The sequence below is a fragment of the Chryseobacterium ginsenosidimutans genome (assembly GCF_039536845.1).
Classification (GTDB): Bacteria; Bacteroidota; Bacteroidia; order Flavobacteriales; family Weeksellaceae; genus Chryseobacterium; species Chryseobacterium ginsenosidimutans_B.
On record NZ_BAAAZJ010000003.1, the window covers coordinates 243,402 to 262,978 of the forward strand.

21 protein-coding genes and 1 riboswitch are annotated in these 19,577 nt (G+C 33.4%); of the genes, 1 reads left to right on the plus strand and 20 read right to left on the minus strand.

Annotation, left to right across the window (positions count from 1 at the left end):
- Window positions 1-48: 48 nt before the first annotated feature.
- From ABD745_RS01200 to ABD745_RS01275, 16 genes are all read right to left on the minus strand, one after another.
- Window positions 49-711, minus strand: coding sequence for a hypothetical protein (locus ABD745_RS01200; protein WP_344823952.1), 663 nt, complete (start codon window positions 709-711; stop codon window positions 49-51).
- A gap of 83 nt (window positions 712-794) precedes the next feature.
- On the minus strand, window positions 795-1,547 hold the full coding sequence (locus ABD745_RS01205) for a DUF3575 domain-containing protein (RefSeq protein ID WP_344823956.1): 753 nt from the start codon (window positions 1,545-1,547) through the stop codon (window positions 795-797).
- A gap of 206 nt (window positions 1,548-1,753) precedes the next feature.
- Window positions 1,754-2,758 (minus strand): T9SS type A sorting domain-containing protein, encoded by a 1,005-nt coding sequence (locus ABD745_RS01210; RefSeq protein ID WP_344823959.1) that lies wholly within the window; start codon window positions 2,756-2,758, stop codon window positions 1,754-1,756.
- Window positions 2,759-2,893: 135 nt separating this feature from the next.
- Window positions 2,894-3,544, minus strand: a complete 651-nt coding sequence (ribB, locus tag ABD745_RS01215) for a 3,4-dihydroxy-2-butanone-4-phosphate synthase (protein WP_344823963.1) — start codon at window positions 3,542-3,544, stop codon at window positions 2,894-2,896.
- 93 nt (window positions 3,545-3,637) lie between these two features.
- A riboswitch (FMN riboswitch) is annotated at window positions 3,638-3,763 on the minus strand.
- Between the two features lie 152 nt (window positions 3,764-3,915).
- Entirely contained in the window at window positions 3,916-4,200 is a 285-nt protein-coding gene (locus tag ABD745_RS01220; RefSeq protein WP_344823965.1) for a hypothetical protein, read from the minus strand.
- 14 nt (window positions 4,201-4,214) lie between these two features.
- Entirely contained in the window at window positions 4,215-4,856 is a 642-nt protein-coding gene (locus ABD745_RS01225; protein ID WP_344823968.1) for a hypothetical protein, read from the minus strand.
- 21 nt (window positions 4,857-4,877) lie between these two features.
- A complete protein-coding gene (locus ABD745_RS01230) occupies window positions 4,878-5,456 on the minus strand; it encodes a peroxiredoxin family protein (RefSeq protein ID WP_344823973.1) in 579 nt (192 codons plus the stop codon).
- 96 nt (window positions 5,457-5,552) lie between these two features.
- The gene (locus ABD745_RS01235) at window positions 5,553-6,788 is read right to left on the minus strand and encodes an RNA polymerase sigma factor (RefSeq protein ID WP_344823976.1); all 1,236 of its coding nucleotides are present in this window, start codon (window positions 6,786-6,788) and stop codon (window positions 5,553-5,555) included.
- 18 nt (window positions 6,789-6,806) lie between these two features.
- Window positions 6,807-7,157 carry a YciI family protein gene (locus ABD745_RS01240; RefSeq protein WP_259134344.1) on the minus strand — a complete coding sequence of 117 codons (351 nt, stop codon included), beginning with the start codon at window positions 7,155-7,157 and terminating at the stop codon, window positions 6,807-6,809.
- 237 nt (window positions 7,158-7,394) lie between these two features.
- Window positions 7,395-8,150, minus strand: a complete 756-nt coding sequence (locus tag ABD745_RS01245; RefSeq protein ID WP_344823982.1) for an SDR family oxidoreductase — start codon at window positions 8,148-8,150, stop codon at window positions 7,395-7,397.
- Between the two features lie 111 nt (window positions 8,151-8,261).
- Window positions 8,262-8,678 carry an NAD(+)--rifampin ADP-ribosyltransferase gene (gene arr / locus ABD745_RS01250; protein ID WP_344823985.1) on the minus strand — a complete coding sequence of 139 codons (417 nt, stop codon included), beginning with the start codon at window positions 8,676-8,678 and terminating at the stop codon, window positions 8,262-8,264.
- A gap of 12 nt (window positions 8,679-8,690) precedes the next feature.
- A complete protein-coding gene (locus tag ABD745_RS01255) occupies window positions 8,691-9,368 on the minus strand; it encodes a hypothetical protein (protein ID WP_344823988.1) in 678 nt (225 codons plus the stop codon).
- 10 nt (window positions 9,369-9,378) lie between these two features.
- Window positions 9,379-10,065, minus strand: coding sequence for a hypothetical protein (locus tag ABD745_RS01260; RefSeq protein ID WP_344823991.1), 687 nt, complete (start codon window positions 10,063-10,065; stop codon window positions 9,379-9,381).
- A gap of 158 nt (window positions 10,066-10,223) precedes the next feature.
- Entirely contained in the window at window positions 10,224-10,871 is a 648-nt protein-coding gene (locus ABD745_RS01265; protein WP_344823994.1) for a hypothetical protein, read from the minus strand.
- Between the two features lie 140 nt (window positions 10,872-11,011).
- Entirely contained in the window at window positions 11,012-12,046 is a 1,035-nt protein-coding gene (locus tag ABD745_RS01270; protein WP_344823997.1) for a hypothetical protein, read from the minus strand.
- 149 nt (window positions 12,047-12,195) lie between these two features.
- Window positions 12,196-13,191 (minus strand): hypothetical protein, encoded by a 996-nt coding sequence (locus ABD745_RS01275; RefSeq protein ID WP_344824000.1) that lies wholly within the window; start codon window positions 13,189-13,191, stop codon window positions 12,196-12,198.
- 151 nt (window positions 13,192-13,342) lie between these two features.
- On the opposite strand from ABD745_RS01275, the gene ABD745_RS01280 reads away from it, so the two are divergent.
- A complete protein-coding gene (locus ABD745_RS01280; protein ID WP_344824003.1) occupies window positions 13,343-14,179 on the plus strand; it encodes a tyrosine-type recombinase/integrase in 837 nt (278 codons plus the stop codon).
- Between the two features lie 54 nt (window positions 14,180-14,233).
- Here ABD745_RS01280 and groL read toward each other — a convergent pair whose 3' ends face one another.
- The 4 genes from groL to ABD745_RS01300 form a co-directional block, all read right to left on the minus strand.
- The gene (groL, locus tag ABD745_RS01285; protein WP_047399415.1) at window positions 14,234-15,859 is read right to left on the minus strand and encodes a chaperonin GroEL; all 1,626 of its coding nucleotides are present in this window, start codon (window positions 15,857-15,859) and stop codon (window positions 14,234-14,236) included.
- 78 nt (window positions 15,860-15,937) lie between these two features.
- On the minus strand, window positions 15,938-16,216 hold the full coding sequence (locus ABD745_RS01290; RefSeq protein WP_047399416.1) for a co-chaperone GroES: 279 nt from the start codon (window positions 16,214-16,216) through the stop codon (window positions 15,938-15,940).
- Window positions 16,217-16,363: 147 nt separating this feature from the next.
- Window positions 16,364-17,086, minus strand: a complete 723-nt coding sequence (locus tag ABD745_RS01295; RefSeq protein ID WP_344824008.1) for a DUF3108 domain-containing protein — start codon at window positions 17,084-17,086, stop codon at window positions 16,364-16,366.
- 54 nt (window positions 17,087-17,140) lie between these two features.
- Complete coding sequence (locus ABD745_RS01300; protein WP_344824011.1) at window positions 17,141-19,525, minus strand: M1 family metallopeptidase; 2,385 nt, start codon at window positions 19,523-19,525, stop codon at window positions 17,141-17,143.
- Window positions 19,526-19,577: the final 52 nt, after the last annotated feature.

The window sequence follows — 19,577 nt, forward strand, 5'->3', positions numbered from 1 at the left end:
GGAAAGATATTTCTTTTCTTTAAGTATGAAAAATATTTTAAATATAAATTATCTGAAAATTGTATATAAGAACTGACTTCCCAATTCAGGAAGCATATGTGTTCGTAAATTTTCATCCTTAGGTAAAAACTCCATTCCCTGTAAGTTATTGTGCATTTCCATATTTCCAACTCCTTTAATACTAAACATTGCCATCATGAGACGATATTTTTTTTCATCCATTAAGAGATAGATTTTTGGTGTATTGTCCCCAATTTTGCCGGTAAGATGAGAAAATGCACTTCCGTAAAAATGTTTATACATGGAATCATTGGATTCTATTAAAGAACTGTCATAATAATATTTGATAATGTTATAAATTTTTTCGTATAAATTATCTTCTGTCCTTAACAGGAATTGTTTTTTACAATTTTTGACTGGAACTATTCTTTCTGATGAAATATAAAAATATTCAGAATAACCGGAATACATTGCTTCTACTAATGGTTCATGATTAAAACTTGAAAATCTTCTGAGAATAAAATTTTCTTCTATTTTATTTTGAGGGATCAATGCCAGGTTTAGTACTCCTTTTTGTTTTAATTCTTTATAAAAATTTTCCGACCCCACAATATATGAGGTGTCTTTGAACACTTCATCATATTTAAGGAAATATCTGTATCCTAAAATAAAACCAATGGCATAATGAATAGGAAGGTGAGAAGAAAACATAGTATATTTTATTAAAAATTAAATATAAAAATAAAAAACCGCTCCCTGAAGAACGGTTTCAAAAATATTTAAGTAAAATTTTTCTAAAATCTATACCCTAAAGACAATCCGCTTCTGAAACCGATCCACGGTCCGTCTATTTTTACTCTGGCTCCGTTTGCATTGGTTTCTACGGTGTAATTTACATAAGGAATATCCAGATCTTCAATTTCTTTTTTCAGCTGAGCCTGCATATCGGGAGTTAAAATAACATCACTGGTCATGGTAAAATCACCCTGTCCTTTTCCGTAATGTGCTCCTGCAATCCAAAAATCCAGCACTAAGTTTTGACTTCGGGTTAAGAAAAACTGAACCCCAACCATCAATCCGCCACTGTTTCCGTGAGCACTACCGTTTCCTTTTAATGGAATTTGATAGGTTACCCCGCTGAAAGTATAGTCATAATAAAAATCAAATGTATTGGAAGTTACTTTTGAATAACGATAGTAAGGAGCGATATAAAAACCTTTTCCATATCCTGCGCCAAGATAAAAACGTGGTTCAATAGTGAAGTTAAAAGATTTTACTTCAAGATTTTGAAATCTTTTTTCGTCCTCATCACTTAAAAAAGAGTTGATAAAAGGAACTTTTCCTTCGGGCATCACCCCGAATCCCATATTTAATGAGAACCAATTGTTGAAGGCTCTTTCGTAAGACAAATTAATGTTTCTGAAAACATAGGCTGTAACATTCGTTTTTACAATATTGAGCTTTTCCGAAGGTTCGGCAGATGCTATTTCTTGTGCTTTTATTCCTGAAAAAATAATGCACGGAAGTAGAATGAGATATTTTTTCATGATTTTATATTTTAATATTGGTGTTATTGAGGTAAGAGCAAAAAACGGGCAAAAAATCAATAAAGAGTGAATTTAATTTTAATTATGATTGAATTTAGAAATATAATTAATAATTATGAGTGTAAATTCTTAGTTAGTATAAATAAAAAATCCGCCTGAAATTTTTCCGGGCGGATTCATTATTAATAATTAAAAAATATAAATTTTTATTTTTTGATAAATTTCGAAGTCTCTGCTTTCTTGCTGTCTTTTCCTGAAACTTCAATGAAATAAGAAGCAGAAGGAAGGTCAGAAACCTGTACTTTTCCGGATTTTAAATCAGATGTTTTGATTAATTTTCCGTCTAAGCTGTAAATTTTTGCTGTTGAATAATTTCCGGTTTCCCCTTTAAATTCAATAAAATCCTGTGCAGGGTTCGGGTAGATTTTAAGACCTTCTTTTTTAACTGTAAGATCACCTGTTGATAGCGTTGAGGTATTCAAAGCTTGTGCACCATTTGTCGTCTGGTTGTTAATTCCTGCTACAGGAACGTTGATCACAGTCTGAATGGTCGTTAATAAAGGGAACTTATGAGTCGCATCGTAATAAGAATAGTAAGTATTAACGATTGATCCTATCGGAAGTAGAAAACTCGTATCATTGGGTAAATGAAGGTTAAAATTCTGAACAGATTTGATTCTCAATACATTTGTAAATGTAGATGAACCTAAAATCAAAGTTCCTGATGCATCAGCTGAAATATTGATCGTTCCTTTACATAAACCACTTGCAGAAGGTGAAGTAAATGTTCCCTGCGCCTGATCTGTTTCGGTATATCCGAAAGCCGCAGGATAAGAAATAAAGGTTCCGTTGTTGGCAGATAAGTTCAAAGTGGCATCAGGAGTTACAAGTCCCGTAATTTCCAATTTTGAAGCCGATTGTTTATATAGAAAAGTATTTCCGCTTCCCACCATTTTCAAGGTAGAACCGGGAAAAGTTGTGATTTCACCGGAAGTTGGTGCAGAATACACTGCAGGAGATGCAGAACCTAATGTAAGAGACGCGTTGTTAAACGTCGTATTCGCTCCGACTGCAGAATTATCCGGTGTTCCTGTTACACTTAAATAATTTGCAGTTTCACCAGCAGCAGGGTCGTTAAATGCTTTAGTTATCGTAGTCTGGGCTGAACAAAGACCGTAAGTTGTCAGCAATAAAAGTAGAGTTCGTTTCATGGTATAAATTTTTACTCAAAGATAATTAAAAACATATATTCAAATGTATTTAATTGAACATAAATCGATTATATGATTCTGAAAAAACCGCTCAAAAAAATTGAACGGTTATTCTGTGCATTAAATATTTTTATTTTAGTTCTGACTGATCATCATTTTCCGGTAAGAATAAATATCTTCAATCGTAACAACGGTCATTTCTTTTCTTTCTGCAAAGTCTACAATTTCCGGAAGTCTTGCCATGGTTCCGTCTTCGTTGGTTAATTCACAAAGTACGGCATCATCACCCAAATTGGCGAGTTTTACCAGATCTACGCTTCCTTCTGTGTGCCCGCGTCTTTCAAAAACGCCTTCTTTTTTAGCAATTAAAGGGAAAACGTGTCCGGGACTTGCAATGTGATTGGCTTCTGCATTTTCTGCAACAACTGTTCTGATCGTCGTTACGCGGTCTTTCGCAGAAACTCCGGATTCAACGCCTTCTTTGGCTTCGATTGAGATTGTAAATGCTGTTTGATTTTTTGAATTGTTGGTTTCCACCATCGGACGAAGATTCAAGTGCTTACTTTTTTCTTCTGAAATGCACAGACAAACAATTCCGCTGCATTCGCGGATTAAAAGTGCCATGTCTTTTTCTGTAATGGTGGAAGCTGGAAAGATGATATCACCTTCGTTTTCGCGGTTTTCATCATCTACTAAAAGGATGCCTTTTCCCTGTTGTAATTTTAGAAGTGCATTTTCTACACGTTCCTGTGGAGTTACTCCGAATTTTTCTATTAATTTTTCCATGTTATTTTACTTTTTGAAAGTTAAAATACACTTCGGTACATGGAAATGAAATACAACACAATGAGTCCATCGAAATAGCCTCACTGATTGTTCCATTTTCTTCTCCCATCCAGACTGTAACTGTCGGTTTTGGAATTTCACCAAATCAGTCCTTTCGTTAAAAAGGAGTCGCGGACTGTAACCGCCGGTAGGGAATTGCACCCTGCCCCGAAGAAAACTTATACTAAGTTTTTACTGTATGTTTTGATTTAAATTTTTAATTCATTGATTTTTATTTAACGCACAGATGACAAATTTCGGGAAGTTTTTTGAAATGGAGAAGGGGGTTTGATAGGATTTTTCGATAATAGAAAAGGAGTTTCAATCTATGATTACATCGCATCCAATTCTTTAACGAGATTTTTATCAACATAAAATTTATAATTATGTGTTCTTAAACCTGCAAAAAATAATGGTCTTGTTTTAATAACGGTAATGACAGATTCTCCAATTTGCACCTCATAAGCTCTGGATAATTGAACGGAAAAATGTGTAAAAGGATTTAAAGCGCTGTCTAAAGTCTTCCTTACTCCATTTGTAGTATAAGTGAAACTGCCTGTGAACCAGTTTCTTTCGAATTCAATTGTTTGATTGTTGATTTCTAAATTTACTTTCATGTTTGAGAAGTGGTTTATTTACTTTTGATAAATCTCAGATTTTTAATTTTCTTTTCAATAAGATTATTTAAAGAAACAATTTTCAAATTGTTATTGTATTTAGCATTAATGTTTAAACTTCCAGATTTGGAAGATAAATTATAAATATCAAAATCATTATAGGTCTCAAAATCAGATTTTGAAATCAAAAATTGTTTAAATGTTGAATGATCAATCATTGAGACTGTACTTTTATTTGTTTGATAAAATTTTATTTTCTCTGATTTAATTATCTCAAAATTTTCATTAACGAAGTTTGTAATATCCGAATTATCGAGTTCTAAAGGAAAGAAGCTTCCACAATTATCAAACATTTGAATATATTCTTTATTATTTTCACTCCAAATTAAATAAATTGGATAATCTGGGATACAATTGTCATGTGAGTTTGGATCTTTTTCTATCAATCTTATAGAGCCTACTGAGTAACTTTTATAAGCAATAAAATCAATGTTTTTTGTTCGAAATTCATCTATTCTTGTGAAAAGTTTTAACTCCTTTTCATAATCTTTTATTCTTTGTGGGTTTTGGACTGTAAACTCGGGAAATACTGCCTGCTTTGTTGATCTACAATTTATAAGAAAGATAAGAATGCTTATTATTAAAAATCTTTTCATATAACTCTTCTTTATATAATCTTACTTAGAAGCAACTTTTATACTATCTAATTTTCGGGTAATTTCGGTACTGTTTCCGCCGCCGCAAGAAGAATGAATAACTTTTCCATTGATGTCAATAAGTATTTTGGCAGGGCTGCAAAAGGTATTGTAATTTAATTTTTCAGATTTATCATAAGATTTTGTGTTGTCAATCTGTTCAAACAAGATATTTGACTGATTGAGATCATCTTTCAGCTCTTTTTCATTTTCGATAAATCCTTCTACGATGCCGATAAAATTTGCGTTATTTTTAAATTCTTTATAAAGATTATTAAACTCTTCAGGCATGTCGTAAGTATCACTTTTTTTCAGATAAGATTTATCGTAAATAAAAATCACGAGATTTTTGCCTTTGTAATTTTGTGAGTTGAAAGTGGTTCCGTTGATTGTTTTGGCCGAAAAATATTTTGGTTTTGCGTGTAAAAACAAGTCAATTTGATTTTTTTTCATCTCTTTAGCCTGTTCCTGAAGGTCCTTTAGAAATTTTTCTTTTTTTTCCTCTTTACTTTCACAGGAAAGGATTGATAGGATAATGAAAAGTGATAAAATTTTTTTCATGGTGTAAAATATTAATGCAATCAAATATACATTAATATTTTACACCTTATTTGCTAAAGAGCTTGATCTGAAAAGTCAATTACATTAAAAAAAAAATTATTCTTTTGCTAAATTTTCAATATACTTTCTCAGTGTATCAGAAACCGAACTGGAATTAGAAAGTCGCAACGCTTCTTCAAAATTGTGCTTTGCTTTAACGTTATTAATATCCGTATAAAGATGTCCTAAAAGCGAGTAATAAAAAGGATTGTCAGTAAGATTGAGTTTTTCAGCTTCAGAAATTGCAGCGGAGTTTCCCCTTACTTTCGCAAAGGCAAAAGTACGGTTGAGCGCAGCCATAGGAGAGTATTCTATTTGTAAAAGTTGGTTGTACAATTGCAGAATATTTTCCCACTTTTCATCCGTATCTTTTTTCTTGGTGTGCCAATATGCAATAGCGGCTTCCAGATGAAATTTGGTTAAAAAATGACCGGATGCACTTTGATTTAAGTAATAAATTCCTTTTTCGATCAGATCATTATCCCATAAATTATCGTCCTGTTCTTCATATAAAATGCTTTCTCCTTTTTCGTTGAATCTTGCATTAAATCTCGAAGAATGAAAATACATCAACGACAGTAAAGCGTTTGTAGCCGGAGTATTCGTTGTTTTATTTTCGATAAGAATTGAAGTAAGACGTATAGCTTCCTGACAAAAATCCTGTCTGAGAATTGTATTTTGTGAAGTGGAATAATAACCTTCCGAAAACAATAAGTATAAAGTCGTAAGAACGGTTTCTAAATTTGTACTGATCTGTAAAATAGAAGGTTGTTCGATTTTAATGCCGTCTGTTTTTAATTTTTCTTTGGAGCGTTTCAGTCTTTTGTAAACAACTTCTTTATTGACTAAAAAAGCGTCTGCAATTTCCTGAGTTCCGAAACCGCAAAGTAAATTTAAGGCTAAAGATATCTGAGAATCTTTTGAAATAGAAGGATTACAGATCGTAAACATCATCGCCAACTGGCTGTCAGCAATGTTTTTCTGAGAAAGATCGATTTCAAATTCTTCATAATCGGAAGAAGAATATTTTATTTCAGTTGAGATTTTTTGGTGAAAAAGAGAATCTCGTTTAAAATAATTTTTGGATTTATTTTTTGCAACCGTATAAAGCCAAGCCGTTGGATTTTCCGGAATACCGTTGATGCTCCATGTTTCTGTGGCAGTGAGAAAGGTGTCGCTTACGATGTCTTCGGCAATTTCGATATGATCAATACCAAAGGTCGAAGAGAGCACGGAAACAATTTTCCGGTACTCTGTTCTGAATAAATTGGGGATTAATGCTTTTTCGTGCATTTAATTTGAATATGAAAATTATTCCGTCACAGGTGGAATTGCCATTCTAACTTCTACACTCGCACCCCATTGAAGTACAGGACAGCCTTTTGCAATTTCTACGGCCTCGTCATAATCATTGGCTCTGATGATGAACATTCCGCCGATTGATTCTTTGATTTCCGCGTAAGGTCCGTTGGTTACGGTGTCGTTTTTTACAACTCTTCCGCCAAGATCCCATCTTTTTGGTGGAGCAACCAGTTTATTTTGTGCTGCAATGCTTCCCAACCAGTCCTGAAAAGGCTGAATGGAAGCCTGCATTTGTTCCGGTGAAGGCGAAGCGTCTTTATTGATGATATCTCTGTGTATGGCGATCAAAAATTCGTTCATGATATTGGATTTAAAGTTTTAATAAATGTAATTGGATTGTATAAAATTAATAAACTTGATTTAATTTTTAAACCATAAAAGACGCAAAGATTTATTAAGCTCACGGTTTGTCATTCGGTAGGAATCTCAACAACGTGTTTTATAAAATAAATTTAACAAGCTCCCGTCTGGATTCCTATGGAATGACAAAGATGCTGTTTTATTTTTTTGAAAACTTTTGCGCCTTTTATGATTGAATTATCTTTGATTATCAGGATTTGAAATCCATTCGTCATAACGGATTGTTCCCAATTTTGCTCCATCACCTGGAATTAAAGTAGAATCATTTAAAGGTGCTCCGAAATACGTTGCATCAGGATTTGATACCACTTCATCTGAATTTTTCATGATGGTTGTGTATTTTTTAACAAGATCTGATAACTTGATTTTTTCCGGACCTCCAATTTCTAAGGTTGTATTTTTCGGTTCACCAATGGTTACATCTGTCATTGCTTTTACAACGTCGTCTGATGCGATGGGCTGGATCAAAGCCGGAGAAACTAAAATTTTATTGTCAACCGTACTTGATTTAACAATCCCGCCAACAAATTCAAAAAACTGCGTAGAATGTACAATGCTGTAAGGAATTCCTGCATTTTTGATGATATCTTCCTGAACCTGTTTTGCCCTGAAATATCCGCTTTCCTGCAAACGTTCCGTCCCGACAACCGATAAAGCGATGTGATGATTGACACCTGCTTTTTTCTCTGCTTTCATTAAGTTTTCACCTGATGTTTTGAAGAAATTCATAACATCATCGTCCGCAAAAGAAGAGGAGTTGGCTACGTCTACAACAACGTCAACGTTTTCCAATGCCTGGTCAAGACCTTCTCCTGTAAGCGTATTCACTCCTGAGTTTGGAGAAGCTGCTAAAACTTCATGTCCTAAATCTTTAAGGCTGTTAACAAGTTTGCTTCCGATAAGACCTGTACCGCCAATTACTGTGATTTTCATTGTGTATAATTTTAAGTGTTATATACTAATGACAATCGAATTTTTTGAATTGGACAAAGTTTTATGAAGAATATTATCAATTGTGAATTTTAGAACCAATGTCTAATTTAATTAATCTTCAATCGCTTCAATACCTTGATCTTTCAGTTTTTGAAGATGGTCTTTCATTGTTTTAAGCTGTTCCGGCGAATGCCCTTTCCATTCTTTAACTTCACCAACGACTTTGAAAGGATGTTGGGAACGGTAGGATTTTGTAGGATTTCCAGGAAATTTTTTGTCTGTTAAATTGGGATCATTCTCAATCGGACCAGTTGGTTCTACGATGTAAATTTTTTCTTTTTTCTCTCCAAAAGCCAATTCTGCGCCCCAAATTGCTGCTTCCAGTGTCGCGGAAAGATAAATATACTTTGCTTTTCTCTGAGTTCCGTAGTTTGAAGTAAAGCCAACTTCGATGAGGTCACCGATTTTTAAGTCTGCTTTTGTACCGTGATAGTAGATTGGGGATTCTTTGAGTTTGTTTGTTATCATTATGTGATGCTTTTAGCTGATATGTTTTTTTAAGTCAACAAAAACTTTTTCGATATGCCATTTATCTTTTTCGGTTTTTTTGTATTTATATTTAATTTCAAACACTCCATTTATGATTTGTCCTTCTTCAAATAGAGTTTCTATAAATAATTCGCTAGTCACCTCTAAAGTCTTTTTGATTCTATTTTTGGGTAAATTTATTTTAAATATTTTATTGGTATCTAAATTGAGAAATGTCAAATAATCTGAATTCTCACTATCTATACTTACAAAAAAAGGAAATTGGTCTGTTTGACTATGAAATATTTCTCTACCAAGATCAGATATTTTTTCTCCGTTGTTTTTATCAAATAAGATGAATTCAGATGGATCGCAACAACCGGAAATTAAACGGTTTTCTATTAAAAACGATTTTCTATATTCTGTCCAACTTACAAAGTCTAATTTTTCAGTTAACTCAATTAATTCTTTATCTAATGAAAAGAGTGTTTTCTTTTTCTTGTTTTTATCTTCAAAAATTAGCCATGAAGAATTACAATCGAATTGACGATATATTTTTGCGCCGTTTTTAAAAGTTGTTTTTTCGCATGAGATTATCTCATTTAGATTGGGTGTGGTTGCACATGAACAGTTTTGAGCTAAACTTAGAGATGAAAACATTGATAATATTGCTACTAAATAAATTTTCATAATGTGTAATTTATAATTCGCAATCATTACTTTCAGGAAGTTTATAAGTAAAACTATTGTTGCTCTCCAGTTTTATTGTGTCACGCTCAACTTGAGCAATTGGTGGAGCTTCTCCATTTCCAACCGATAATATTTCAAATGCAATAAGATTATTGTCAATTTTTTTAACATTGAATTTTCCATTATATGTAAATTCACCATAGCTATATCGATAATCTCCAAAGATATCTTTTGGGTTTACAGTTTTACTTTCTGATTTTATATGTTTTTCTGACTTATTGAGATTTAAACTAAATTCTTTTCTGCTTATAGGTGAAAACCATTTTCCATTAAACCTGCCACCGTTTGGTTTTCCAGTAATAATTCCGGTTATATTTCCATTTTTGTCAAACTCTAATAATCTAAAGCTTTTATCATCTTCGATAGTGCCAATTAGTTTAATTGGAGTTTTGGTACTTGTATTAAGATATATGATTTCTCCAGTCACTAAATTTTCCTGTAAGGAATAATGAATAAATATAGGTATTTTATTCATTATTTGACCTTCCCAGCATATTTCGTTATCAACATCATTTTCAGTTCTTTGGTAGTTAATTTCGGATTGTTTAATTTCCGGTTTTTTACTAATTTTTTCTTCTGGTTTATTTTGACAACCAAATAGAAATATACTTAAAATAAGATAGGCTATGTTTTTCATCATCGTGTTTTTTGTTTATGCACAACGTTCCGGCGCTTGATGAGGTCGCGAATTTCAGAACTGATTATTTTCTGTTAAATTATAAATTTCTTACAAAATGTAAATTTGAATTTACCACAAAATTCGCAGTCTTGTCAAACTCCTGTTAGGCGACGTTTTTATATATCACAATATGTTTGACTTAAATCAAGATAAGTTAGTATTAGTTGTCCATCAATTTTTGCAAATCCAAAAATAATATCACCGTCTTTTTTAGTAAGAAAAATAGTTTCAGTTATAGAATCAATTCTCGTTGCCATCTCCTTATTATTTGGCTCAATTTTTTGACCTCCTAAAATCTGCATTTCTAAAATATTACTAAAAACATTAGAGTTACCTCTTATTAAGAATAGTCCGTTTTTATCCCATTTTTGATTTTCACAGGAATATTTAGGAAATTTATTTGTTTGAATTATTTGATATTCTGTCTCCTCTGGATTTCCGAAATTATGATATTCAATGTTTGGGTTTTTAAAACTTATTTTATTTTGTTTATCGAAATGTAACAGGGTTCCAGGACCAGGAATAATATAAAATCCAACGCTTGGATTAATAAATTCATTTAGTGTCTTTTCATCCTTTTTTTCGAAAGCATTTATTATTGTCAGGATTTCAGTTTTTTCATTGTTTTTTTCTCTATTTACATTTGGCAAATTAATATTTTGCTTTTCAACTTCTGTTTTGGAAGAATTTGAATTAATAGATTTCTTTTCGTTTTTACACGAAAAAAAAAGCAAGATTAAAAATATTGAGAAAGTTTGTTTCATTTATTTTTTTGACAGAGTTTGGATAAAATATCTTTTAACGTTTCGGGGCTTGGCGATGGTGAGGTTTAGAAAGTACAAATGTTCAGCCTAGTACTAAAGCCCCACTTTTGCCAAGGCCATGTTAGCTGTAATCCTTTTATTTAGTAACTTTTTTTATTCATTAATTCAGTATTGTCAATTTTTGCGCAAAAATATGGATTTACCCTATCTTTATGTTTTATAATTATACAAAATGTATTATTTAAAATTAAGTGTTTAATAATCTTTTCTGTTTTTTCTAATACAATTTTAGCAGATTTAGTTCGGATTTCAGCTTCACTTTCAATTTTGGCACCTTTATTATTTAGTAATAATGCGTTTCTTTGTTTTGCAATAGATATTACATATTCAATACTCCGACTATTAAATTTTTGTCCAATAAGATTTTTATACGATTTTTCAATATTAAAAGATAATTCTGGAATTCTAAAAGTTTCACCACTTTTTAAAATGTATTTCCATTTTAATTTATCATTTTGTTTTTCTACAACTCCAAGTTTTTGTTTTAAATTGTAGTTTTCAATTATTTCTTTAAAAGAATTATCAGATTCAATATCTAATCCTTTAATAAAAATTAGTTCATTATCTGCTTCTTTAGGAGTTAGTTTAAATATAAAATTTTCGTTATCAACAAAATAAATAATTTCTGCTTGTTTTGCTTTATTTTCATCCCAATCAGTCATTCCAAACCCTTCAACTTCTTCATTTTTAAAGTTAATTGAGGAATCTATTTTTTCAAGAAATGGATTAAAAGTTAGTTGTAATTTAAATTCTGATTTAGCTATTATTTTTCCATCTTTTATATCAATTTCCGTTGTATACTCATTTTTGTCAAGTGAATTTAGATTTGATTTTGTTTCGTTTAATAAATTCAAATCTCGACTATTCGTATTATCAATTATATGAATATCAGTAAGTTTTTTTTGAATTTCGTTCCATGCAAATACCAAGGTTGGTGAATAGATATAATTTTTATTTTCAATAAAAGAATTCTCAAGAGTTCCAACAAAATCAGTTTGTTTTAAATTATCTATATTTTTTTTAATCGGAAATTCACCTATGCCGATTTTATCTTTCTTGTTATCATTACAAGATATTATAAAAATCATAATTAATATTACTAAATAGTTCTTCATTTTAACGCATTTTTAACGGTTTCGGGCTTTGCGTTCGGGCGGGTTTCGGAGCACAAAACTGTCAACCACCACTGAACTTGAATAGAAGCACAAAGCCCCAAGTTTGCACGTCAGCCCGCCTGACGCAAAACCCGTGTTAGCGGTAGTTTTTATCGTTCCCATCCGTTGATAAGTCTAATTTGCTCAGCCAGTTTTTTTTCTTGTCCGTTATTGTCTTTGAACCAAATTTCAAAACGGGCTTTATATTGATGATCCCAGTCACCTTCGTAAACGGTCAACTCACTTTCGTATTGAAAAAGTGTCTGTCCGTTTTTTGACCAGCCGATTTCCCTTGTTGTACTTGGTGTTATTCTGTCTGCTGACAACTGCTGATTGGTTTTAATATCAAACACCTTGGTGTAAACAATTCCTTGTCTGTCTGGTTTTACAGTTGCTTGAATAACATAAATCCCTGGTTGCATACCGTCAAGAATATGAAAGTAGGAACTGTCGAGTTTTAAAGGATAATAGTCGAGAACTGGAATTACACCATTGTCTGTTAGTTCTTTCTCATATTTTAAAACATCAGAAAGTTCTTTATTTAATGCTGTAATTGTCTCTTGAGTGAAATTCCGTTTTATGTTTTTTGCTTCCTCAAATATTTCAATGTTAATATTTTTGCTTTTAATTATTAGATAGGAACTATTACCGGGCGTACCCGAATGCTCTCCTACTATTGTCACTCCAACTGTTTTGTCTTGGCTATCAGTAAATGTAATTCCGCTTTCATCATTTCCGAAACCATAATATTTACCAAATGATACAATAACTCTTGTTTGAAATGCTACAACTGTGTCTTCAAAATTGGAATAGAAGCCGTTTAAAGAAGTTAAGTATTTGCCATCTTGTTTCTCTTTTCTGATCGCATATATTTTATCTCTTTCTTGTAAAACTTCCCATCTTGGGTTGCCAGAGAAGTATCGTTTTAACAACATAGCTTTGTCAGTAGTGAATTGGTCGAAGCACAAATTTTGTAATAAAATTGTCGCATCTTTAGGTTGCGATAACTTTCCGTTATATGATTCGGTCGGTTCATTTGGATTAGTCTGCCCTGAACCACAAGAAAAAAAAGTCCCGATTATTAATGTTAGAATTATTATTCTCATCTCTACTTAAAATTACCGCTAACACCCAAATCTACGCATTGCGTTAATATTAGTTTTATACTCTTGCGCTTATCCTGTTTAAAATTTATTTAAATAATTAATTGTCATATAATTAAATTTATTTAAATTTGGATAAACGCAAAAAAAGCAGATGATGAATTCAGACCTTACAAAACAGTTTATAACTGTACTTCGTATGCAGCGCTATGCAGATAAAAGCATTAAGACGTATGCTTCGCATCTCACCTACTTTTTAAGGATTTCAGAGAAATTGAAACCAGAAGATATTACCCAACAACAACTGGAAGATTTTATCATCTGGCTGGTAGAAAAAAAGAAAATAGGGCAGTCTTATCAAAAGGCAATGATTGCTACTATTACCAAATTCTATAAAGAAATTTTCCAGCGTAATGTAAATCTAAAGCATCTCTATCCGAAGCGAAAGGAATATAAACTTCCAAAGTTCCTTACTCGTGAAGAGATAAAAAAATTATTGAATATTACAGAAAATCTTAAGCATAAAGCAATTCTCACGACAATCTATTCTTGTGGTCTGCGGCTGAGTGAAGCTTTAGAGCTTAAAATGCAAGACATAAAAACACGGGAGAATATTCTCCTGATTCGTCAGTCAAAAGGCAGGAAAGATAGAGTGGTAATGCTGTCACCTTTGCTGGTGGATCTTCTTCGTGCTTATTATACAACCTATCGGCCTCAGGTTTATTTATTTGAAGGTCAGGCAGGAGAAAAATATTCTGAACGCAGTGTTCAGCATATTCTCAAAAATGCTTTGCAGAAGGCAGAAATTATGACTCCGGCTACCATTCATACATTGCGCCATTCCTATGCCACACATCTATTAGAAAATGGAACAGATATCAGAGTGATTAAAGAGCTTTTGGGTCATAATAATATCAAAACAACAGAAATTTACACCCACATTACAGATATTTCCAAAAGTAAAGTCAAAAGTCCTTTAGATTACTTATAAAAAAACCGCTCCACAAAAGCAGAACGGTTTATATATTTAAAGCATCGGTGATGACTACATCATTCCTGGCATTCCGCCACCCATTGGCATAGCAGGTTCTGCACTTTTCACTTCAGTGATTACACATTCAGTTGTAAGAAGCATTCCTGAAACAGAAGCTGCATTTTCAAGGGCAACTCTTGTTACTTTCGTAGGGTCGATGATTCCTGCTTCAAGCATGTTTACATACTCGTCAGTTTTTGCGTTGTATCCGAAATCTCCGCTTCCTTCTGCAACTTTAGCAACGATTACAGAACCTTCACCTCCTGCATTAGCAACGATTTGTCTTAATGGTTCTTCGATTGCTCTTTTTACGATTTTGATCCCTGTAGTTTCGTCAGAATTGATTCCTGTAAGGTTTTCTAAAGCAGAAATAGCTCTTACCAAAGCAACACCACCACCTGCAACAATACCTTCTTCAACGGCTGCTCTTGTAGCGTGAAGAGCATCATCAACTCTGTCTTTTTTCTCTTTCATTTCAACTTCGGAAGCTGCACCAACGTAAAGAACTGCAACACCTCCGGCTAATTTAGCCAATCTTTCCTGCAATTTTTCTTTGTCGTAATCAGAAGTAGATGTTTCCATCTGAGCTTTGATTTGGGCAACTCTTCCTTTGATTTTGCTTTCTTCACCACCACCGTTTACGATCGTTGTGTTGTCTTTGTCGATAGATACTTTCTCAGCAGTTCCCAACATATCGATAGAAATGTTTTCCATTGTGAAACCTTGTTCTTCAGAAATAACTGTTCCACCCGTTAAGATTGCGATATCTTCCAACATTGCTTTTCTTCTGTCTCCGAATCCCGGAGCTTTTACAGCAGCAATTTTAAGAGAACCTCTTAATTTATTTACCACTAAAGTTGCCAAAGCTTCACCTTCAACTTCTTCAGAGATAATTAATAAAGATTTTCCACCTTGAGCGATTGGCTCAAGAACCGGAAGTAATTCTTTCATTGAAGAAATTTTCTTCTCAACTAAAAGAATGTAAGGATTTTCAAGTTCAGTTAACATTTTTTCAGGGTTTGTCACGAAATAAGGCGACTGATAACCTCTGTCAAACTGCATACCTTCTACAACATCTACCGTTGTATCGATGCCTTTAGCTTCTTCTACAGTGATTACACCTTCTTTACCAACTTTTCCGAAAGCTTCAGCAATTAAAGCACCGATCGTTTCGTCATTGTTAGCAGAAACTGAAGCTACCTGCTTTACCATTTCTGTAGAATCTCCAACAGTTTTAGATTGAGATTTTAAGTTTTCAACAACTGCAGTTACTGCTTTGTCAATACCTCTTTTTAAATCCATTGGGTTTGCGCCAGCAGCTACGTTTTTAAGACCTTCTCTTACAATAGCCTGTGCCAATACAGTAGCGGTAGTAGTACCGTCTCCTGCGATATCGTTAGTTTTGGAAGCCACTTCTTTTACCATTTGTGCTCCCATGTTTTCTACTCTGTCTTCAAGTTCGATTTCTTTTGCTACAGAAACCCCGTCTTTAGTTACGTGAGGTGCACCGAAAGATTTTTCGATTACTACATTTCTACCTTTTGGTCCCAACGTTACTTTTACTGCATTAGCCAATGCATCAACCCCTCTTTTTAAAGCGTCTCTAGATTCAATGTCGAATTTTATTTCTTTTGCCATTTTATTCAGATTTTTCGACGTCAGAATAGACGTCAAGCATTATTTTTAAATTAATTTTTTATTCAGTGAAATCAGAAATTATCCGATAATTCCCAATAAATCTCCTTCTTTTACGATTAAGAAATCTTTTCCTTCCAATTTTAATTCAGAACCTGAATATTTTCCATAAAGAACTTTGTCACCTACTTTTACAGTTGTTGGCTCATCTTTTTTACCAGGACCTACTGCTACTACTGTACCTTCTTGTGGTTTTTCTTTTGCGGTGTCCGGAATAATAATACCTGAAGCTGTTTTAGTTTCTGCAGCGATCGGCTCGATCAAAACTCTGTCTGCTAATGGTTTAAAGTTTACTGACATAATATGTTTAATTTTTAATTATTTCTGTGTTGTAATTGGCTAAATGTGTGCCATCGGTTGTTCTTGGTTGAAATGGCAGATTTTATTTTTATGGAGTGGAAATTTTGGCAGAAAAAAAGTTTACCGATCGGGTAAACTTTTTGATTTTTATTTTACAGATTCCATCACCATTTTCCTGCCGTTGGAATCAATATTCTGTTTTAAGACTTCTCTTGTAGCAGTGTCAATGTAATAAGTGACAATCGTTTTCCTGTCCTGAATATCGTCTGTAGTTTTTACGATCCACACATTTTTACCGTTAAGTTCACCTTTATTTACATCTTCAATATAAGCTTTTATAACTCCTTTTTTAGCTGAGGGATTATAATCATAGATAGGCATTTCGGTGGAATAATGTTCTTTTAAAGGTAAAAATCTGATTAATCCGGGATAAGAATTGCTGTCGAAATATCCTGCGGAAACATTTTCGTTAATGTTATCTTTTTTCTGAGTTTTTTTATCCAAATAATAACCAGTCACTTTATTTTTTTCAAATTTTAAAGTCATATCTCTCATCGAATTGTAAGAAGAATGATAGATCGGCTGAAAATCTGAAATTTTAACCAGTGTAGAATCTACCCAAAGAGTTTCCGGAGCCTGATTCATTTTTACAGTTGTTTTAATAAGAAGTGTCGCCTTATCCACTTTTTTTACCTGAGTGGTAACTTTCCCAATCTCCATTTTTTGATCTCCCTTTTCTGCATACCATACGGCATTGGAAGTTTCGTTTTTAATGAATTTAGATTCAAGTTTTACGTTTTTTGGACTCAATGATTTCTGAGCAAAAAAATTGGCACTGCTCATTATTAAAAGTATCAGAAATATTCTCATGATTTTTTTAATAATGAGTAGTGCCTTTTATATAAAAGTTACATTACTTTTCTGTTATTTTTTTCCGGCAGCCTGCATCGGATTTACTTTTCCGTTGGCGCCTCCTCTTACATTTCCACCTTCTTTTTGTTTGAATAAATCGAATTTCGAAACTGAAGTAGTTCCACCGTCGTTGCTCCAGAAATTATTTGAAGTATCGATGTCGGCAGTTTCTCTCATCGGATCTAATTGAATTGACTTTAATTTTTTCTCAAAATAATAAGTCTTGGAGGCTTTCTGTTCATTCATTCTCCAGATTTGAGCTGAAGATTTATCGGTTAATTTTGTACCGTCTTCGAAAGTAAATTCAAGAATAAGTGGCATTACCAAACCTCCTTTGTTTACAAAATCAATTTGATAGGCTGTAAGATTTTTAAACTTATCTTTTTCTTTTTGAGTTAAGGGTTCTGTTCCGTCAAATTTTGAAGTGTATTCTTTGTTATTATCTATTTTTTCCTGACCTCTGTCGTATCTGTAATAGAAATCCTGAGCGTCTTTGTCTTTGTCTACATAAAAAGTGATGTTCTTATCTTCTCTGTTTCTGATTTTTGAAAGATCTTCAAATTCATTTACAGCAGGTTTGTCAACTTTATATTTGTTTTCTTTAGCTTCTCTTGGAGCTGTATTAAGATCCGGAGCTGCAGCAGTTACTTTGTCAATCGCGATGTCTACAGGATCTGTTCCGTAGAACCAGCCTCTCCAGAACCAGTCTAAGTCTTCACCGCTCGCATCTTCCATTGTTCTGAAGAAATCCGCAGGTTCAGGATGTTTGAAAGCCCATCTTTTAGCATATGTTTTAAAGGCTTTATCAAAAAGTTCTCTTCCCATGATTGTTTCACGAAGAATGTTCAATCCGGTTGCCGGTTTTGAATAAGCATTCGGACCAAACTGAACAATGTTTTCAGAATTTGTCATGATCGGTTCCAACTGATCTTTCGGAAGCTTCATGTAATCAACGATTGTCCACGCCGGACCTCTTTTTGACGGGAACTTATTATCCCATTTTTCTTCTGTAAGATATTCGACAAAGGTATTTAAACCTTCATCCATCCAGGTCCACTGTCTTTCATCAGAATTAATGATCATTGGGAAAAAATTGTGACCAACTTCGTGAATTACGACTCCCAACATTCCGTTTTTTGTTCCTTCAGAATAGGTTCCGTCTTTTTCAGTTCTACCGAAATTGAAGCAGATCATCGGATATTCCATTCCGTTTGCCGCTTCTACAGATTGCGCAACCGGATATGGATAAGGAATTGTAAATTCTGAATATGTTTTGATAGTATGTGCAACCGCTTTTGTAGAATATTTTCTGTACAATGCATAAGCTTCTTTTGGATAGAAACTCATAGCCATTACTTTATTGTTGTTTTCAGGAATAGTAACTCCCATTCCGTCCCAGACAAATTTTCTTGAAGAGGTCCATGCGAAATCTCTTACGTCATTCGCTTCAAATGTCCATGTTTTTCTTTGTTTTGAATGATTTTTTTCTGCTTTTTTAGCTTCATCCAACGTTACGATTTCTACTGGTTCAGTTGAAATTTTAGATTTATTATATCTTGCCAGTTGATCTGATGTTAAAACCTGATCATAGTTTTTACATTCACCTGTTCCGCCTACAACGTGATCCGCAGGAACATTCATGGAAACTTTAAAATTTCCGAAAACCAACGCAAATTCTCCTCTTCCTGTAAACTGGTGATTCTGCCATCCGTGGAAATCGCTGTAAACGCACATTCTCGGATACCATTGTGTCATCGTGTAAAGATCGTTTCCGTCCTCTGCGAAGTTTTCGTAACCGCCACGGCCACCCATTTTTATTCTGTTGGAAATATTGTAATTCCAATCTACTTTAAAAACAAGTTTTTCACCTTTTTTAAGAATTTTAGGTAAATCAATACGCATCATGGTTTTGTTTACCGTGTATTTTAAAGGATTTCCGGAAGCATCTGTTACTTTTTCAAGATTTACTCCAAATCCGTTATCTGAAGCTGGTAACTCTGATGCTTTCAGCTGCTGATCTGTTGCTGCTTTCGGAAGAGTAGAAGAGGACGGGAAATCTGCTTTCTTTACATTGGAAACCTGATTTTCATCTAGCTGTAACCAAATATAATCCAGATCATCCGGAGAGTTATTGTAATAAGTGATCGTTTCAGAACCTTTTAAATTTCTTTTGTCTTCATCAAGATAAGCGTTGATATCATAGTCGGCCCTGTTTTGCCAGTATGCATGACCGGGCGCTCCTGAAGCAGTTCTGTAAACATTGGGTGTAGGAAGAATTGTTCCTAACTGTTCGAATTTATTTCCGTGATTGCTTCCCGGATTATTCTGAATATTTTGTGCGGTGAAACCTGTATAGGCAAATACAGAAAGTGAAAGTATGGCAACTTTTAGCTTCATAACCGAAATTGTTTTAAGGATTTTCAAATATAATAATAAGTAGTTGAAAAGT

What these genes read in the sequence shown, in the direction of transcription:
- ABD745_RS01260 (WP_344823991.1), bottom strand. Translation starts at nt 10,065, where the DNA reads ATGAAAAACATAGCCTATCTTATTTTAAGTATATTTCTATTTGGTTGT.
- ABD745_RS01300 (WP_344824011.1), bottom strand. Translation starts at nt 19,525, where the DNA reads ATGAAGCTAAAAGTTGCCATACTTTCACTTTCTGTATTTGCCTATACA.
- ABD745_RS01240 (WP_259134344.1), bottom strand. Translation starts at nt 7,157, where the DNA reads ATGAACGAATTTTTGATCGCCATACACAGAGATATCATCAATAAAGAC.
- ABD745_RS01205 (WP_344823956.1), bottom strand. Translation starts at nt 1,547, where the DNA reads ATGAAAAAATATCTCATTCTACTTCCGTGCATTATTTTTTCAGGAATA.
- ribB (WP_344823963.1), bottom strand. Translation starts at nt 3,544, where the DNA reads ATGGAAAAATTAATAGAAAAATTCGGAGTAACTCCACAGGAACGTGTA.
- ABD745_RS01200 (WP_344823952.1), bottom strand. Translation starts at nt 711, where the DNA reads ATGTTTTCTTCTCACCTTCCTATTCATTATGCCATTGGTTTTATTTTA.
- arr (WP_344823985.1), bottom strand. Translation starts at nt 8,678, where the DNA reads ATGATAACAAACAAACTCAAAGAATCCCCAATCTACTATCACGGTACA.
- ABD745_RS01255 (WP_344823988.1), bottom strand. Translation starts at nt 9,368, where the DNA reads ATGAAAATTTATTTAGTAGCAATATTATCAATGTTTTCATCTCTAAGT.
- ABD745_RS01225 (WP_344823968.1), bottom strand. Translation starts at nt 4,856, where the DNA reads ATGAAAAGATTTTTAATAATAAGCATTCTTATCTTTCTTATAAATTGT.
- groL (WP_047399415.1), bottom strand. Translation starts at nt 15,859, where the DNA reads ATGGCAAAAGAAATAAAATTCGACATTGAATCTAGAGACGCTTTAAAA.
- ABD745_RS01275 (WP_344824000.1), bottom strand. Translation starts at nt 13,191, where the DNA reads ATGAGAATAATAATTCTAACATTAATAATCGGGACTTTTTTTTCTTGT.
- ABD745_RS01290 (WP_047399416.1), bottom strand. Translation starts at nt 16,216, where the DNA reads ATGTCAGTAAACTTTAAACCATTAGCAGACAGAGTTTTGATCGAGCCG.
- ABD745_RS01270 (WP_344823997.1), bottom strand. Translation starts at nt 12,046, where the DNA reads ATGAAGAACTATTTAGTAATATTAATTATGATTTTTATAATATCTTGT.
- ABD745_RS01220 (WP_344823965.1), bottom strand. Translation starts at nt 4,200, where the DNA reads ATGAAAGTAAATTTAGAAATCAACAATCAAACAATTGAATTCGAAAGA.
- ABD745_RS01210 (WP_344823959.1), bottom strand. Translation starts at nt 2,758, where the DNA reads ATGAAACGAACTCTACTTTTATTGCTGACAACTTACGGTCTTTGTTCA.
- ABD745_RS01295 (WP_344824008.1), bottom strand. Translation starts at nt 17,086, where the DNA reads ATGAGAATATTTCTGATACTTTTAATAATGAGCAGTGCCAATTTTTTT.
- ABD745_RS01235 (WP_344823976.1), bottom strand. Translation starts at nt 6,788, where the DNA reads ATGCACGAAAAAGCATTAATCCCCAATTTATTCAGAACAGAGTACCGG.
- ABD745_RS01230 (WP_344823973.1), bottom strand. Translation starts at nt 5,456, where the DNA reads ATGAAAAAAATTTTATCACTTTTCATTATCCTATCAATCCTTTCCTGT.
- ABD745_RS01265 (WP_344823994.1), bottom strand. Translation starts at nt 10,871, where the DNA reads ATGAAACAAACTTTCTCAATATTTTTAATCTTGCTTTTTTTTTCGTGT.
- ABD745_RS01245 (WP_344823982.1), bottom strand. Translation starts at nt 8,150, where the DNA reads ATGAAAATCACAGTAATTGGCGGTACAGGTCTTATCGGAAGCAAACTT.
- ABD745_RS01280 (WP_344824003.1), top strand. Translation starts at nt 13,343, where the DNA reads ATGATGAATTCAGACCTTACAAAACAGTTTATAACTGTACTTCGTATG.